General features: G+C 62.9%; 11 protein-coding genes. 4 read left to right on the top strand and 7 right to left on the bottom strand.

Annotation, left to right across the window (positions count from 1 at the left end):
* Nucleotides 1-5: 5 nt before the first annotated feature.
* The 4 genes from J2Y68_RS16855 to J2Y68_RS16840 form a co-directional block, all read right to left on the bottom strand.
* Entirely contained in the window at nt 6-1172 is a 1167-nt protein-coding gene (locus tag J2Y68_RS16855; RefSeq protein WP_309994965.1) for an ABC transporter ATP-binding protein, read from the bottom strand.
* Entirely contained in the window at nt 1169-2770 is a 1602-nt protein-coding gene (locus tag J2Y68_RS16850) for an ABC transporter permease (RefSeq protein ID WP_309994964.1), read from the bottom strand. Before J2Y68_RS16850 ends, J2Y68_RS16855 begins: the two co-directional genes overlap by 4 nt.
* 4 nt (nt 2771-2774) lie before the next feature.
* Nucleotides 2775-3824 carry an iron ABC transporter substrate-binding protein gene (locus tag J2Y68_RS16845; RefSeq protein WP_211714146.1) on the bottom strand — a complete coding sequence of 350 codons (1050 nt, stop codon included), beginning with the start codon at nt 3822-3824 and terminating at the stop codon, nt 2775-2777.
* A gap of 179 nt (nt 3825-4003) precedes the next feature.
* Nucleotides 4004-5152, bottom strand: a complete 1149-nt coding sequence (locus tag J2Y68_RS16840; protein WP_309994961.1) for a glycoside hydrolase family 76 protein — start codon at nt 5150-5152, stop codon at nt 4004-4006.
* A 93-nt stretch (nt 5153-5245) separates the two neighbouring features.
* On the opposite strand from J2Y68_RS16840, the gene J2Y68_RS16835 reads away from it, so the two are divergent.
* Together J2Y68_RS16835 and J2Y68_RS16830 are read left to right on the top strand one after the other, a co-directional pair.
* Entirely contained in the window at nt 5246-6037 is a 792-nt protein-coding gene (locus J2Y68_RS16835; RefSeq protein WP_309994959.1) for an SDR family NAD(P)-dependent oxidoreductase, read from the top strand.
* Complete coding sequence (locus tag J2Y68_RS16830) at nt 6034-7329, top strand: acyl-CoA dehydrogenase family protein (protein WP_309994956.1); 1296 nt, start codon at nt 6034-6036, stop codon at nt 7327-7329. The genes J2Y68_RS16835 and J2Y68_RS16830 overlap by 4 nt, the downstream gene beginning before the upstream one ends.
* Nucleotides 7330-7332: 3 nt before the next feature.
* Here the strand turns inward: J2Y68_RS16830 and J2Y68_RS16825 are convergent, their stop codons facing one another.
* The 3 genes from J2Y68_RS16825 to J2Y68_RS16815 form a co-directional block, all read right to left on the bottom strand.
* Nucleotides 7333-8160, bottom strand: coding sequence for a DUF1684 domain-containing protein (locus J2Y68_RS16825; RefSeq protein WP_309994954.1), 828 nt, complete (start codon nt 8158-8160; stop codon nt 7333-7335).
* Nucleotides 8161-8382: 222 nt separating this feature from the next.
* Nucleotides 8383-9723, bottom strand: a complete 1341-nt coding sequence (locus tag J2Y68_RS16820; RefSeq protein WP_309994952.1) for an Ig-like domain-containing protein — start codon at nt 9721-9723, stop codon at nt 8383-8385.
* A gap of 59 nt (nt 9724-9782) precedes the next feature.
* Complete coding sequence (locus J2Y68_RS16815; protein WP_309994950.1) at nt 9783-10382, bottom strand: hypothetical protein; 600 nt, start codon at nt 10380-10382, stop codon at nt 9783-9785.
* A 357-nt stretch (nt 10383-10739) separates the two neighbouring features.
* Between J2Y68_RS16815 and J2Y68_RS16810 the strand changes: the two genes are divergently transcribed.
* The gene (locus J2Y68_RS16810) at nt 10740-12299 is read left to right on the top strand and encodes a sigma-70 family RNA polymerase sigma factor (RefSeq protein ID WP_309994949.1); all 1560 of its coding nucleotides are present in this window, start codon (nt 10740-10742) and stop codon (nt 12297-12299) included.
* A gap of 266 nt (nt 12300-12565) precedes the next feature.
* Nucleotides 12566-15364 carry a phosphoenolpyruvate carboxylase gene (ppc, locus tag J2Y68_RS16805; protein WP_309994947.1) on the top strand — a complete coding sequence of 933 codons (2799 nt, stop codon included), beginning with the start codon at nt 12566-12568 and terminating at the stop codon, nt 15362-15364.
* Nucleotides 15365-15463 lie beyond the last annotated feature (99 nt).

Raw genomic sequence — 15463 nt, 5'->3', positions numbered from 1 at the left:
CGGGCTCACTCACCGAAGGGGAAAGCCACACCCTCGCCAACCACGCGCAGGCACAATTCCGTGCCCGGCCTAGTGATGGAGGCGTTCCAGTGGCGGATGGTAATGATTTCGCCGCCCCCGGGGTAACGATAGCTGTTGCCCGAAGCGCTGCCGTCCGGTGCTGTGTACTCGCCGAGTTTGATGCGGACAGTGGTCTCCGGGCCGAAATAGTCCGTGTCCACCACCACGCCGCGGATCGGGCCGTCGGACGCGATCCGGATCTGCTCCGGGCGCAGCATGAGCTGGACCTTGCCCTGGGCCGGTGGCCGCCGGACGGGTATGCCGCCCAGGGAGCAGGTGGCCAACGAGCCTTCCATCCATGCATCCAGGATCACCGCGTCGCCCAGGAACTCGGCGGTGGCGCGGTCAGCCGGGCGCGTGTAGACGACGAACGGGTTACCGATCTGGGCCAGTTTGCCGCCCCGCATGATTGCCACCTGGTCAGCGAAGGACAAAGCCTCCGCTTGGTCGTGGGTCACCAGGATGGTGGTTACGCCGGCTGCATTGAGCACCTTCGCCACGGCCCTGCGGGTAGCCACACGGAGGCCGGCGTCGAGGGCTGAGAACGGCTCGTCCAGCAGCATGAGCTCAGGTTCCCGCGCCAGTGCACGGGCAAGGGCGACGCGTTGTTGCTGTCCGCCGGACAGCTGATGCGGCCGCCGTTTGGCCATGGACGCGTCAAGGGACACCATCTCCAGCAGTTCCTGGACACGCGCCCGCACCCCACGCCGACCGCCGTCGAGCTTTGCCGAATCGAGGCCGAAGGCCACGTTCTGCCCCACCGTCAGGTGCGGAAAGAGCGCGCCGTCCTGGGCGACATAGCCTACCTGCCGCCTGTGTGCCGGCACCCAGAGGCCCTCGCCGGCCACCGGTGAGCCGTTGAGGCTGATGGTCCCGGTATCCGGATGTTCGAAACCGGCTATCAGGCGCAGCAAGGTGGTCTTGCCCGAACCCGACGGCCCCACAATTGCGGTGGTGCCGCCCTTGGCCACCGACAAGTTCACGCCCTTCAGGACAGCCTGGGAACCGAAGTTCTTGGTGACTTCGGCGATGTCCAGGTGGGCGTTGGTGGAGGGGGCCACTGACGGTGCTACCCGGGGTGCAGGAAGCCTGGAAGGGGATTGTTCGGTCACTGTCCGGCTACTTTCTTGGACTGTTGGAAAAGCAAGTACGTCATGGGGGCCGAGAGCAGGATCATGAGCAAGGCGTAGGGCGCTGCGCCTGCGTAGTCGATCTCGCTGCTCTTGCTCCAGAATTCCGTGGCCAGCGTCCGGGTGCCGTTCGGTGAGAGCAGTAGCGTGGCCGTGAGTTCGTTGACGATGGCAAGGAATACCAGCGCCGCACCACCTGCCGCGGCCGGAGCTGTCAGCCGCAACGTGACCCGGAAGAAGGACGTCAAAGGGGCCTTGCCCAGTGATTGGGCGGCCTCGTCGAGTTCCTTGGGCGCCTGGGCCAGGCCCGAGCGGATGTTGACCAACGCCCGCGGCAGGAAGAGCAGGACATAGGCTGCGATCAGCACACCGGCCGTCTGGTAGACACCGGGGACCACCCGAATGCTGACGGTAACGAACGCCAGACCCACCACGATGCCGGGGAGCGAACTGGTGACGTAGTTGGAGAGTTCCAACATCTTGCTGAACCAGCTGGGTCGCCTCACCGCGAGGTACGCCATGGGGAACGCCACCACCGTGGTGACCACTGCGCCGGCCGCCCCGTACAGGAGGGTCTGGACAAGTGCGGGCATGAACTCCTCAGCTGCCCACACCTCCGTGCCACCGGCAAACAGCCACTTCAGCACGAACCACAGGGGCAGCCCGAATGCCAGGGCTGTCAGGGCCAGGAGTGCCAGCTGGGCAGGGACCTGGGAAACGCCAAGGGGCAGCCTGGTGGCTTTGGCTTGTGCACCGGATCCGATGCGCGCGTAACGGGCGGTGCCGCGGCTCCTGACTTCGGCCAGCAGCAGGACCAGGCACAGGAGAACAAGGACGCTGGCCAGCATGTTTCCCGCAGTGCCGTTGAACGTTGACTGGAACTGGACCATGATGGCGGTGGTAAACGTGTCAAAGCGGATCATGGCGAAGGCGCCGTATTCAGCCAGCAAATGCAAGGAAACCAGTAAAGCGCCGCCGGTCATTGCGATGCGCAGCTGCGGCAGCACCACCCGGAAAAAGACCGCCCACGAACCCAGCCCCAACGAGGCCGCGGACTGTTCAATGGCTGGATCCAAACGGCCCAAGGTGGCTGCTGAGGGGATGTAGACCAACGGGAAATAGGAGAGCGTGGCAATCAGGACACCCGACCCGAGGCCCGCCATCGACGGAACAGCGGACACCCAGGCATAGCTGTTCACGAAAGCCGGAATGGCCAGGGGCGCCGCCAACGCAACCGCCCACCAACGGTGCCCGCGCAGCTGGGTCCGTTCCACCAACCAGGCCCCACCCACGCCCAGGACCAAGCAGAGCGGCACCGTGAACACCGTGAGGAGGACGGTGTTCAGCAGCAGCTCGCCCACCCTGGGACGCACGATGAGGCTGACCGCCGTCTCCCATCCGGTGGTGGCCGTCATGTACACCACATAGCCCAGCGGAATCAGGGAAAACAGGGCTATGAGCACGGCCAACAGGGACACTGTTGAAACGCCGAAAGGCGGGCGGGGGCGCTTGCCCCTGCCCGCCGTCGTCGTGCTTCCCTGGGAACGTGGAACGTCGGGAGCCGATAGATCAGTGGTCACAGAACTAGAGGAGTCCTGCCTTGGTCATCAGGTCGGTGACCTTGGTGGAGTTCAGCTTGGCCGGGTCCACCGTCGGAGCCTGCAGTTCCTTGATGGGAACCAGCTTGGCGTTGGAATCAACCTGCGAGGCAATGGCGTATTCGAAGGACGTGCCATCCTTGAGGATTTCCTGGCCCTTTTTGCCGGTGATGAACTTCAGGAATGCCTGGGCGTCGGCGGCCTTCTTGGAGGACTTGAGGACGCCGCCGCCGGACACGGAAACGAACGCGCCCGGGTCCTGGTTCTTGAAGTAGTACGGCGTGACGTTCTTGGAGTTTTCGCCGGTCTTGGCCTGGTCGCCGTAGTAGTAGTAGTGGTAGATCAGCGCGGCATCCACTTCGCCGGCGTTGACGGCCTTCATGGCGGTGCTGTTGCCCTTGTAAGCCTTGAAGTTCTCCTTCATGCCCTTGAGCCATTCCTCAGTGGCGGCTTCGCCCTTGAGTTCCAGCAGGGCGGAGACGATCGCCTGGAAGTCGGCGCCGGAGGGCGACGCGGCCCACTTGCCCTTCCACTCAGGCTTGGCCAGGTCCAGCATGGACTTGGGCAGCTTGTCTTCGCTGATCTTGTTCTTGTCGTACACCAGCACGGTTGAACGGGCGGCGATGCCGGTCCACTTGCCCGTGGAGGGGCGGAATTCTGCGGGAACCTGGTCCAGGGTGGCCTTATCTACGTCGGCGAAGAGGCCCGCGTTCTCAACCTGCGCCATTGCAGGGGAGTTTTCAGTGAGGAACACGTCGGCCGGTGAGGCTGCGCCTTCCTGGACGATCTGGTTGGACATTTCGGTGTCGTCGCCCTGGCGGACGGTGACTTTGATGCCGGTTTCCTTGGTGAAAGCGTCGATCCATTCCTTGGTGAGGCTTTCGTGCTGGGCGTTGTAGACCGTGATCCCGTCGCCAGCAGCGGCTGGTTCGGAGGAGTTCGGAGCTGTGCTGGCGTTGGAGCCGCAGGCGCTGAGGCCAAGCGCGGCCGATGCGAGGAGCGCGATTCCCGCCAGGGCTTTCTTGGGAAAGTTCATGAGGGCTTCTTTCTGGGAACACGACACGGAGTCAATGGAGGTGGGTTTGGCCCGTGCTGGCGGGAAGGTTGGGGACCCGCTCTAAAAAGGGTAGGTTAGCCAACCCTTCTTAACACCATCCACACCGGCAAATGTGACAAGGGTCACCACAATTACGGAAGTATTGCGTGCCGTAATTGTCAGGGCAGTGTGGCTGCGGCCTCGAAAGCCATCCACGCCTGCAATTGCGTTGAAAGCTCGACGCCGGTACCTGGCGGATACGTTTCGCCCGCCGCCCGCAGGGGGTCGAAGGAGAACAGCAGGGAAGGGGAGTCGTTCCGGCGCTCGGCGCGGCCTGCCCAGAACGCCTCGGCCGTGTCCCGGACCAAGGATGCTGCGGCCCTCCTGGTAGGTTCCGGCAGCCGATCATCGCTGGCAGCCAACGCGAGGTACCGGAGCAGGATGCCGGTGAACAGGCCGCCGTCGCCGGTACCGTCGCCGCGGACCACGTTCGTGCCGGGGCGGGTCAATTCGCGGGCAACCGCTTCAACCAACCCGGCAGCCCGGCCAAGATTGCGCTCCCCACCGAGTTCCAGCAGTGCACCCAGGACCGGCCCCTGGTTGTAGGTGTAGACGGCATCATCGACGCGTAGTTGGCCGTTGCTGATCCTCACCCCGTCCAGGTAGACGCCGCGCTCGGGGTGGAGAAGCTTGCCATTGAGCCAGTCCACTAAGGACTGCGCTTTGGTGCGCTGGCCAGTCCGGGAGTAGTACAGGGCGACCGGTGCCGTGGCCGGGGTGTTCTTGAAATCCCGCTTGGTGCTCCAAAACGTTCCTCCGCCCATGTGGTCCGTGGATGCGGAATCGAACTGCAGGGTGAGTCTCCTGCGGATGTACGCGTTGCGGCGGCGGCCCGGATTCCTGGACTCCTCCGCTAGCTTTTCGAGCCGCAGTGTTGCAAGGGCAAGCCACGCCATGTCGTCGTAGTAATGGTTCTCGAAGCGCAGCAGATTCCTCAGCCGGATGGTGGTGACCAGCCGCGAAGCCAGCCTTCCCGCGCTCGGGCGGGAGTCGCCGTCGAACTTCACCTTGGTGGCCAGCTCGCGGCGACCGGCATCCACCAAGCAGTCGACATAGTGTGCCTGCCACCAGTAATGCCATGGTCCCAGGCGGCCCTTGAGGCCAGTGATGGGGAGGCTGACCGCAGCGATGTGGGTGCCGGGCAGGAAGAGCAGCCGACGGCCGAAACCGTGAGTGACCGATCGTGCCGCCTGATCTGCGCGCGCAGCCCATTCAGTTGCGTCCGTGGTGGACGCGGGAAGGCTGCCCGGGTGGTCGTGGGTTGGCATGCCACCAGCCTAGCGGGACGGCCCGAGGTGCGCTGGCTCACAATTCCAGTTAACATGCATTAACGGATTCAGGTTCTGCATCAAGGAGGATGGATGGACATCAAGGGCACGGTCGCGCTGGTCACCGGCGGGGCGTCAGGGTTGGGGGCCGCCACCGCGAAGCGCTTGTTCGACGCCGGAGCGTCCGTGGTGCTGGTGGACCTGCCACAGTCGGCCGGCGAGGACTACGCGGCGCAACTCAACTCGGGTGATACCGGAGCCCGGGCCGTCTTCGCTCCCGCTGACGTCACCAACGAAGCCCAGGTCCAAGCCGCCGTCGATGCTGCGGTGTCGTTGGGACCACTCCGCATCGTCGTCAACTGCGCGGGAATAGCCACGCCCGGGAAAGTCCTGGGCCGCGAGGGTGTGCTGCCCCTCGAGACCTTCAACAAAGTCATCCAGATCAACCTTGTCGGCACCTTCAATGTGATCCGGCTCGCCGCCGCAGCCATGGTGGAAACCGAACCAGTCACCACCGAACTGGGAGGCCCGGAACGCGGGGTCATCATCAACACCGCCTCCGTCGCCGCCTTCGAAGGACAGATCGGACAGCCAGCCTACGCAGCGTCCAAAGGCGCCGTAGCCGCCATGACCCTGCCCCTGGCCCGCGAGTTTGCCCGGTCGCTGATCCGGGTAGCGACCATTGCGCCCGGCATCTTCGAAACACCCATGATGGCTGGACTTCCCCAAGCCGCCCAGGAATCGCTTGGACAGCAGGTCCCGCATCCGTCCCGTCTGGGCCGCGCAGCAGAATACGCCAACCTGGCCGCCCACATCGTGGAGAACGCTATGCTCAACGGCGAAACCATCAGGCTGGACGGCGCCATCCGCATGGGACCCAAATGATGGGCGACTACAGCGGTCACGGCGCTGCCCCGTCCGCAGGAGCACGCCCTGCGACATCCACAGGCACCCTCCCACCCTCCATAGCGGGGCTGCCCACGGCGGACTTTTTCGACTTCGAATCGCTGTTGAGCGTCCAGGAACAGCGGAAACTCAACGAACTGCGGGCCTTCCTCGAGTCCGAAATAGCTCCCTATGCCGGGCAATGGTGGGAAAAAGCCGAATTTCCGGAACACATCCTGCCTAAACTCGCGGCATTGCGCCTCAGCGCCCCCGCGCAGCGCGGCTACACGCACCTCTTCGCCGGCCTGGTGATCGCAGAGATGACACGGGTTGACACCTCGATTGCGACCTTCTTCATGGTCCACCACGATCTGTTCGTCGAATCGCTGTACGACTTCGGCAGCGACGCGCAACAGGACCGCTACCTTGACGATGCGTCCAACCTCCGGACCACAGGCGCTTTCGCCCTCACCGAACCAGACCACGGCTCCGACGTCGCCGGCGGCATGCAGACAACCGCGCGGAAAGTTCAGCGTGCAGAGTCCGACGGCGGCAACTACTGGGTGATCAACGGCGCCAAGCGTTGGATCGGGAACGGGACGTTCTGCGATTACATGCTGCTGTGGGCCAAAGACGAAGCCGATGGCTCTGTGCTCGCCTTCATCGTGGACGCGACACTGCCCGGTATCACCCGCAGCCGCATAGAAAACAAGATTGCCCTGCGGACCGTTCAGAACGCAGACATCGTGCTCCGGGACGTCGAAGTGGCGGAGGCGGACCGCTTTGCCGGCATCAGCAGTTTCGCGGACACCAACCACTTGCTGCGCGGCTCCCGGATCATGGTCGCCTGGCAGGCAGTAGGCCAGCAGCTGGCGGCGTTCGACGTCGCCCGGCAGTACGCCGTCGAACGTCTCCAGTTCGGCAAACCCCTGGCCAAGTTCCAGCTGATCCAACAGCACCTGGTGGACATGCTCGGAAACGCGGTGGCCAGCATGGGCATGATGGTCCGCATAGCGCAGCTGCAGGAGGGCATCTCCACGGATGCGCACGGCGTTCGGCACGGAGGCGCAGACATGGCCCAAGTAGCACTCGCGAAAGCCTACTGCAGTGCCAGAATGCGCGAAACCGTGGCCCTGGGGCGATCCATCCTAGGTGGGAACGGCATCGTCACCGACTACCGGATGGCCAAGATCTTTGCTGACGCCGAAGCCATCTACACCTACGAGGGATCCTACGAAATCAACTCCCTCATCGTCGGCCGTGCTGTGACGGGCGTGTCTGCCATCGCCTGATGCTCAGTCCTGGGGAAGTTTTTCGCCTGCCTCCACGCGGACATCGATCGAATTGCCGCGGACGGGCATAGGGCACGTGCCATACGGTGAAAAAGCGCTGGGGTAGTTGATGGTGCGGTTGAAGTCGATAACAACCGACCCGTCCGGGCGCGGACGCGGAATGAAGACCTTCCGCCACTCATCCGTGGAATCCCCGTTGGTTTCATCATGGAAGGTCACGTTCAGGGCGCCCAGCTTCTCTTCCTCCGCATGGAGGCGAATCTCATGAGGTACGCCCGGCACCCGGAAGACCACCTCACCCACTGATCGGTGAACACCATCAACCAACGGGTTGGCAGTGCCGATGGGGACGTCTACGGGCTCCGGGTATGCCTCGAACCGGCCGTCAATGACCCAAGCCGGGTTGTAGTCGTAGGTAGGAACAGCCTTGAACTCAGTCAGCACCGGCGAGCTGTTGTCCCGGGTGCGGATCGCGTACTTGTCCGCTCGCATGGCAAGTTCCACCACGACCTGGCGGCCATCCTCCCCGCCGAACTGGACCCACATCAGTGATTCTTCATCCTGCAGCACCGCGCTGACCGTTCCGTCAACCGGTTCCCCGGATTCGACGAACGAGAGGCCGTCGGCCGCGCTCGCGGTAAGGAATGCTGTTGTGCCGTCTGTGGACCAAAGACCTGGCACCAGTTCCAGATCGGAAGGCTCTGGCTGCAGCCATTGGAATGACGTCAGTGTCAGCCAGCCATAGTCAGCGGCCAACGCCGCGTTTCGACCCGAACGAAACCGTTCCCAACGGGCGCGTTGGGCATCAGTGGCGGTGGTGGGCGAGCTCATTGTTCTCCTCGGCTGGATTCGCATCGGTTGCACTTCCCTCAACTATGCGCTGAGCGTCAGCATTCCCGGAATGAACCGCCTCTGGAACGGCTCGCGCTGGCCCCCAACCCATGCCAGCGCGAGCCGCGATCAAAGGACCACATCGGCGGGCAGCATCATGTGCCAGCCCACCGACGTCGTCTCGCCCCTAGGGGCGTTGCGTCCGTTCTCTGTGAACGTCGATTAGTTGGTCCGCCGCCCCTTCCATCGGGCACTGGCGAAGGCCAGCAAGGATCCCGCGGCCAGCAAGGCTGCGGCGAGGAAGACGAAGGCCGATCCCTGAGCGCCCGTGCTGGCCAACTGTTCCGAGCCGCCACTCTCGGCGGCCCTGGATGGCTGCTCCGTTGGCACTACGAGTACCGGGCTGGACGCGCTGGCCACGGGTTCCGTAGTCACCGGAGGTAACGGTGTAGCCGTCGTCGCCGTGGGCGTAGGCGTAGGCGTAGCAATGGTGGGTGTCGGGGTGGGTGTTGCGCTTGGCGTGGGTGTGGGTGTGGGTGTGGGGGTTGCGGTAGGCGTAGGTGTTGCCGTTGTGGGCGTGGGCGTGGGCGTGGGTACTGCGGTTCCGTCGCCGGTGCCACCTGCCTGGGTGCGCCGAAGCTGGGCGACCACCGGGCTTTCCGTCCCGGCAATTGTCACCGTGCCGGTGTTCTCGTAGACGTCCAAGGACGGGTCAGTTACCCGGGTCACGACGAAGAGCTCAACGTGCTCGTCCTCGGGAAGGCCCGTCCACGTTACGGTGACTTTCTCCGGGGTGCACTCGATGGTGGCCGGGTACTGATCGTCATCGTAGGGTTCCACGATGGAGCCATCGCTGCCCACCACTTGACCGACACGGGGCGTGACCCGGGAGCAGTCGATCTCCATTCCCGCTGCTGGGGTGTCGGTGACCAGAACATCACTGGAGTCGGCAGCCATGGCAGGCATGGTGAAAACCGACCTGAGTTCAGTCTGGGCAGGGTCGACCCAGCTCATGGATTTACCGGCAGTGGTAGGTGCTTCGGGGTCACAATTCGTCTGGCACGGTTCGACTGCTACAGGCACGCGGACGACGCTGGATCCTACGGTGAACGTCAGTTCCTTCGTTTCGCCAACCGTGGGTACTTGGGAGTACTGCGTGCTGAAAGAACACGTTCCGCCCACGTTGAGGGGATGGGTCTTCACGAAGTCGCTGAGCGTGAAGACCACCAAGCCTGCGTCATTTGCGACCGCCGTGGCCACGGTGTCCCCGTTTGCGTTATCCAGGTCAAAGGACGCCTTGCCAAACCATCGGAGCTGGGAGGGCAGTTGGACACTGAAGGTGTCCCCGGGCTGTGAGTGGTCCGGGACGGACCACTCACAGCTCAGATCCACCTGGTCCCATTGGCTGGACACGACTGATTCTGTTGTGAGGGTGATTTCCGCATCCGGCAGGGTTGCGGCATTGGCTGGCAACGCCGTCATACCCAGCCCGAGGACAGCCGTGGCGATGGCTATCAAGGCGGCCACCATCGACACGGTTCTTAGATGGATTTGATTGTTCATGTGCTGGATGGTCCTTAAATCCGTGGTGAAAATGTTCCGTCAGACAATGAGTGTTCGTGTCATGTGGTTCGTGACGCCTTCGGACCTGAGCCCGGCGTACCGTGCTTCTGGGACGTCCCGTACGGGGCAATTGGTGTGGATGCCGCGGTTGCTGCCAGTGCTGAGGACAGTGGAAAAACCTTCATGTGTGCAGGGCTGAGGGCGCCGTCTTCCAGGGCTGCAATCACCGTTTTGCATTCGACCAGCCTGGAGAGGTTGCTCTCGCTGAGTGGAAAAAGCACATGGATGGCCGAGTCCTGATACATGGCCACGGCCCCCGTTCCGTGCAGTTGCCCTTTGACGGCTTCTCCCAGCCTGGCCAGCACGGTCCAGCAATGTGTTCGGCTTTGGCTGGGCCTCGACACAGAAATTACTGCGACTGCGTGCTGCCCCGAGCTGTCGGCGCCGAAGGTTGAGACCTCATGCAATCGGCGCTGGAAGTGCGCATGTGTGGCCAGGCCGGTGTAGACATCAGTGCACGAGATGGCGGGGGCCAGTTCGGCGACCTCGGCCCATCCTTCCGCCAATGACTGAAGAGCGTCGACGTCGAGGGACTGTTCCGCGGCTTCAAAGAGGGCCCGGAAGTCGGTCATTGTCTCGCTGATGCTGACACCGTTCATGGCGCGAGCGGCACCCAACGATTTTGCTGCCGGCGGAGGGACAGTGGAGCTTGTGACCAGGTATCTGACAACTGATCGGACTTCGGGCAGGAACCAGTCTGCGTGGAAGCGCCAACCCGTCCGATAACTGGTCGTCTGCCATCTACGCAGCAAAAGGTGGCGCGAGAACGCGCATTCTGCGAATGATTTTGTCCGAAACGATGTCATATCCGAATAGTGCTGCGGAGCTGACTTTCATGACGAAGCGATAGCCGATTCTCTTTAGCTAAAGACCTTGGACAAATTGCGTCATGAGTTGGGGGCTGCCACCACTTCTTATATATGGGCACGATTTATGACGTTTTTGGGGGGCCGTAAGTGGGCGCCAGGACAAGCACGGACAATATTTCGCAGGAAGGGATCGAAAGTGACGGTCACCTGATCGAGTTGGTTCGCGGCGGGGACATGGCCGCGTTCGACGCGCTGTATGAGCGGCATATTTCCATTGCATCGACGGTTGCCAAACGCAACGTGGACAACCCGAGCGACGCCGAGGACGTGGTGGCGGAGGCATTCCAGTCGGTCCTGCAGAGCCTGGTGGCAGGGAAGGGGCCGGATAATTTCTTCCGGGCTTACCTGCTGTCCACTGTGACCAGGTTGTCCCATCAGCGGAATCGAAAGAGCGGAAAGGTCCTCCCCAGTGGAGACGATGCTGTTCTGGACCAGACGACGGGTGAAGCCGACTCCGCCATAAGTGCTTTCGAATCCCACACGGTATCCAAGGCCTTCCGCGCCCTGCCGGAACGCTGGCAGGCGGTGCTCTGGTATCTGGACGTGGAACGCATGAAACCGGCCGCTGTGGCGCCAATCCTTGGACTGTCTCCAAATGCCGTTTCCGCGCTCGCCCTTCGTGCGCGCGAGGGACTCAGGCGACACTACCTCCAGTTCCACATCGCCGAACAACCTGACAGCAGATGTGCCGAGTACGCCTCCAAATTGGGAAGTTATGTCCGGGGTGGACTGTCCGCTTCCGCCGAGAGGAAAGTCCGGGAGCATCTGCGTGGCTGTTCCAAATGCACGGCTGCCTTGGCGGAGCTGAAGGACGTGCAAGGCAGCATGAGGGCGATCCTCCTTCCCTTGGTGACAGGCGTGCCTTTGGCCATGTGGGCAGGCAAGGGGGCCGGATTGGGTGTACTGGGCGGCACCCTGCCTGTAAAAGCCACCCTTGCTGTTCCAGCACTGGCGCAGCCGGCGGTGATGGCCGTCATCGCAGCGGCCGGAGTCGGGCTGGTTTTGGGGGCCGTGGGAATCGTGGACCAGCTGACCCCGGATGCCTATATGGAGCAGCGGGCAGTGGAAGCCACTGGCGATCAAGACCAAGGTGGCGCGCCACCAGTTAGCCCTACGCCATCAGTCCCGAGTCCATCAGCCTCCGCAGTTCCATTGCCTGCTGATCCCGCCCCCGCTCCGGAGCTTGTTGTCCCGGAGCCCGAGCCAACCCAGGAACCTGTACCACCGGCCGTTCCTGCGCCGACGCCCGTTGTGAGTGCACCTCCGTCGCCATCGGCGGTTCCCACGCCGGCTTCGCCTGTCCAGGTCAGCGGGTCCGCGGAGCGGAGCCGGGATCGGGGTTCCAACGGCACTTCCCTGCACATAGATTTTGAGGCTTCCGGGTCCGGGGCCCTGGGTGAAGGGAAGGCTGTGTTTTCGGTAGGGCAGAACACGTGGATTGAGGAGGGCACCGTACGGGCACCCCAGGGATGGAAATGTGCCTTGGAGAGCAGGAGCGTCGTTAGTTGCACGGCAACATCAATGCGCCGCGACGCTCTCCACTTTGACGTCACCACTGTCTCCAAGCGGGATCGCGGCGACCGGATCCTGACGTACTCCCTTGAGGGGACGGGCATCGCCCCGAACCAGTTCTCGTACAACTACTGAGAGGGCTGCAACTGGTGGAAGTGACACTGGACGCCACGCCAGTACCGTTCCGGCCGTTACCCTCCGGGCACATGTGATGGCAAGCGATGAGTTGTCGGGCGCAAAAATGCTCCTCCGATAACACGCTGGAAGGTGACGCCGGATTGTGAGACGTATTCCTTTGCTGTTGTTCCATGCGGGTAAGATCCCGTAGGAAACACAAGTAATCCGGCTCACAGTATCCAGCGCAGTGTACGGGCCAAAACCAGATCCGAAGGTATGTATCCATGGTTCACACTGCCCATCACGACACCGACCTCGCCGCGGAATTGCGGGCCGATGTTCGCCGCGTCTCCACACTTCTGGGCGAGTCACTTGTCCGTCAGCACGGTCCGGAGCTGCTCGAATTGGTGGAACAGGTACGCCTGTTGACCAAGGAGTCCAAGGAAGCCGCCCGTGGTGGTGCCGATGCCACCGGTCCGTGGAGCGCGCACGATGTCGTTGCCCAGGTCCGCGAACTTCTCGCCTCCCTGCCACTGGATCAAGCGACAGACCTGGTCCGCGCCTTCGCGTTCTACTTCCACCTCAGCAACGCGGCAGAGCAGGTGCATCGCGTCCGTGGACTCCGTACCCGCAAGGAAAAGGACGGGTGGCTCGCCAAGGCGGTTTCAGAGATTGCCGGGCAAGCGGGGCCACAGGTTCTGCAGGATGTCATCAACGAACTGGACGTGAGGCCCATCTTCACGGCCCATCCCACTGAGGCTTCACGCCGTTCAGTGCTGGACAAGGTCCGCAAGCTTTCCGACGTCCTTGCCGAGCCGACGGCAGAGGGAACCTCCGCCCGACGTCGCCAGGACCGTCAGCTCGCTGAAATCATCGACCAGATGTGGCAGACAGACGAGCTTCGCCAGGTGCGTCCCACGCCGGTGGATGAGGCACGAAACGCCATTTACTACCTGAACAGCATCCTGACGGATGCCATGCCTGAGATGCTGACGGACCTTTCGGAGCTTTTGGCGGAGAATGGCGTCACGCTGCCTGCTGCTGCCGCGCCCTTGCGGTTTGGTTCCTGGATTGGCGGCGATCGTGACGGCAACCCGAACGTTACCGCAGCGGTCACCCGTGAAATTCTTCAACTGCAGAACCAGAACGCCGTCCGCATCAGCATTGCCTTGATCGACGAACTCATCTCTGTCCTGTCCAACTCCACGGCACTCTTCGGCGCAGACCAAGAGTTGCTGGACTCCATTGACGTTGACCTGAAGAACCTCCCGGGGCTGGACAAGCGCATCCTTGAGCTGAACGCACAGGAGCCGTACCGGCTGAAACTAACGTGTATCAAAGCCAAGCTCATCAACACCGGCCGTCGCATTTCCGCGTCTACACATCACGAGCCGGGCCGCGACTACGCCACCACGCCCGAGCTGCTGGCCGAGTTCGGCCTGCTGGAAAATTCGCTGCGCAACCATTCGGCGGCCCTGGTGGCAGATGGCGCTTTGGCGCGGGTCCGCCGGGCCCTCGCCGCCTTTGGCCTGCACCTGGCGACGCTGGATATCCGCGAGCACGCCGACTATCACCACGATGCTGTCGGCCAGCTTGTGGATCGTCTCGGCACGGGGAAACCATACGGCGACTTGAGCCGGCAGGGGCGCTTCGAGTTCCTGGGCGCCGAATTGGCTTCCCGCCGTCCGCTCTCGGGTCATCCCATCAAGCTTCAGGGCACTGCCGACGGAACCTATGACGTGTTCCGGAGTATCCGCCAGGCCCTGCATACGTATGGCCCGGACGTCGTGGAAACCTACATCATCTCCATGACCCGGGGCGCGGACGACGTTCTTGCTGCGGCCGTCCTGGCCCGTGAAGCTGGTTTGATCGACCTGTTCGGCGCAAAGCCGCGGGCCAAGATTGGCTTCGCTCCGCTGTTGGAAACAGTGGAGGAGCTCCGGGCTTCGGCTGAGATCGTGGACCAGTTGTTGTCCGATCCCTCCTACCGCGAACTGGTCCGTCTCCGGGGCGACATCCAGGAGATCATGCTGGGCTACTCGGATTCCAACAAGGAATCCGGCGTGATGACGAGCCAATGGGAAATCCACAAAACCCAGCGCAAGCTCCGCGATGTTGCGGCCAAGCATGGCGTCCGTGTCCGGCTGTTCCACGGCCGCGGCGGTTCTGTTGGTCGTGGCGGCGGACCCACCTACGACGCCATCATGGCCCAGCCCAACGGCGTGCTTGAAGGTGAAATCAAGTTCACCGAGCAGGGAGAGGTCATCTCGGACAAGTACTCCTTGCCTGAACTTGCCCGCGAAAACCTGGAGCTGTCCCTGGCCGCGGTGATGCAGGGTTCGGCCCTGCACCGGACTCCGCGCACCTCCGAAGACGAGCGCGAGCGCTACGCCAACGTCATGGAAACCATTTCCGACGCCGCGTTCGCCCGGTACCGCACATTGATCGATGACCCGGAGCTGCCGGCTTACTTCCTGGCCTCCACCCCGGTGGAGCAGCTGGGTTCGTTGAACATTGGATCCCGTCCCTCCAAGCGCCCGGATTCGGGCGCGGGCCTGGGCGGACTACGGGCCATCCCGTGGGTTTTCGGATGGACCCAGTCGCGTCAGATCGTCCCGGGTTGGTTCGGGGTCGGTTCAGGTCTTAAGGCTGCCAGGGAGGCCGGAAACACCGGGCAGCTCGTGGAGATGATGGACCGCTGGCACTTCTTCCGGTCCGTCATCTCCAATGTGGAAATGACGTTGGCGAAGACGGACATGGAGATCGCAGGCCACTACGTTTCGTCATTGGTCCCCGAAGAACTGCACCGCCTGTTCCATATGATCCGCGATGAGTATGAACTCACAGTTGCCGAGATCGAGCGGCTCACGGGCGAGACCGAGTTGCTGGATGCCCAGCCGACACTGAAGCGTTCGCTGGAAATCCGGGACCAGTACCTGGACCCCATCAGCTACCTCCAGGTGGAACTCCTGCGCCGGGTGCGTGAAGAGTCGTTGTCCGGAGCTGAGATTGACGAGCGGCTCCAGCGGGCCATGCTCATTACGGTCAATGGGGTGGCCGCCGGACTGCGCAACACCGGCTAGCAAACCGTCTCTCACCTCCTGCGGGTTTATGGGGATCCCTCTCTCAACCGGTGAGGGAGGGATCCTCCCAAGGGCGCGATAGGTGAGGGAGGATCGGGC

It is taken from the genome of Paenarthrobacter nitroguajacolicus, from assembly GCF_031455195.1.
Lineage (GTDB): Bacteria > Actinomycetota > Actinomycetes > Actinomycetales > Micrococcaceae > Arthrobacter > Arthrobacter nitroguajacolicus_D.
The sequence above is the reverse complement of the archived record's forward strand: the minus strand, read 5'-3'. Positions and strand labels throughout refer to the sequence as shown.

What these genes read in the sequence shown, in the direction of transcription:
- J2Y68_RS16845 (WP_211714146.1), bottom strand. Translation starts at nt 3,824, where the DNA reads ATGAACTTTCCCAAGAAAGCCCTGGCGGGAATCGCGCTCCTCGCATCG.
- J2Y68_RS16815 (WP_309994950.1), bottom strand. Translation starts at nt 10,382, where the DNA reads ATGAACGGTGTCAGCATCAGCGAGACAATGACCGACTTCCGGGCCCTC.
- ppc (WP_309994947.1), top strand. Translation starts at nt 12,566, where the DNA reads ATGGTTCACACTGCCCATCACGACACCGACCTCGCCGCGGAATTGCGG.
- J2Y68_RS16820 (WP_309994952.1), bottom strand. Translation starts at nt 9,723, where the DNA reads ATGAACAATCAAATCCATCTAAGAACCGTGTCGATGGTGGCCGCCTTG.
- J2Y68_RS16830 (WP_309994956.1), top strand. Translation starts at nt 6,034, where the DNA reads ATGATGGGCGACTACAGCGGTCACGGCGCTGCCCCGTCCGCAGGAGCA.
- J2Y68_RS16840 (WP_309994961.1), bottom strand. Translation starts at nt 5,152, where the DNA reads ATGCCAACCCACGACCACCCGGGCAGCCTTCCCGCGTCCACCACGGAC.
- J2Y68_RS16835 (WP_309994959.1), top strand. Translation starts at nt 5,246, where the DNA reads ATGGACATCAAGGGCACGGTCGCGCTGGTCACCGGCGGGGCGTCAGGG.
- J2Y68_RS16825 (WP_309994954.1), bottom strand. Translation starts at nt 8,160, where the DNA reads ATGAGCTCGCCCACCACCGCCACTGATGCCCAACGCGCCCGTTGGGAA.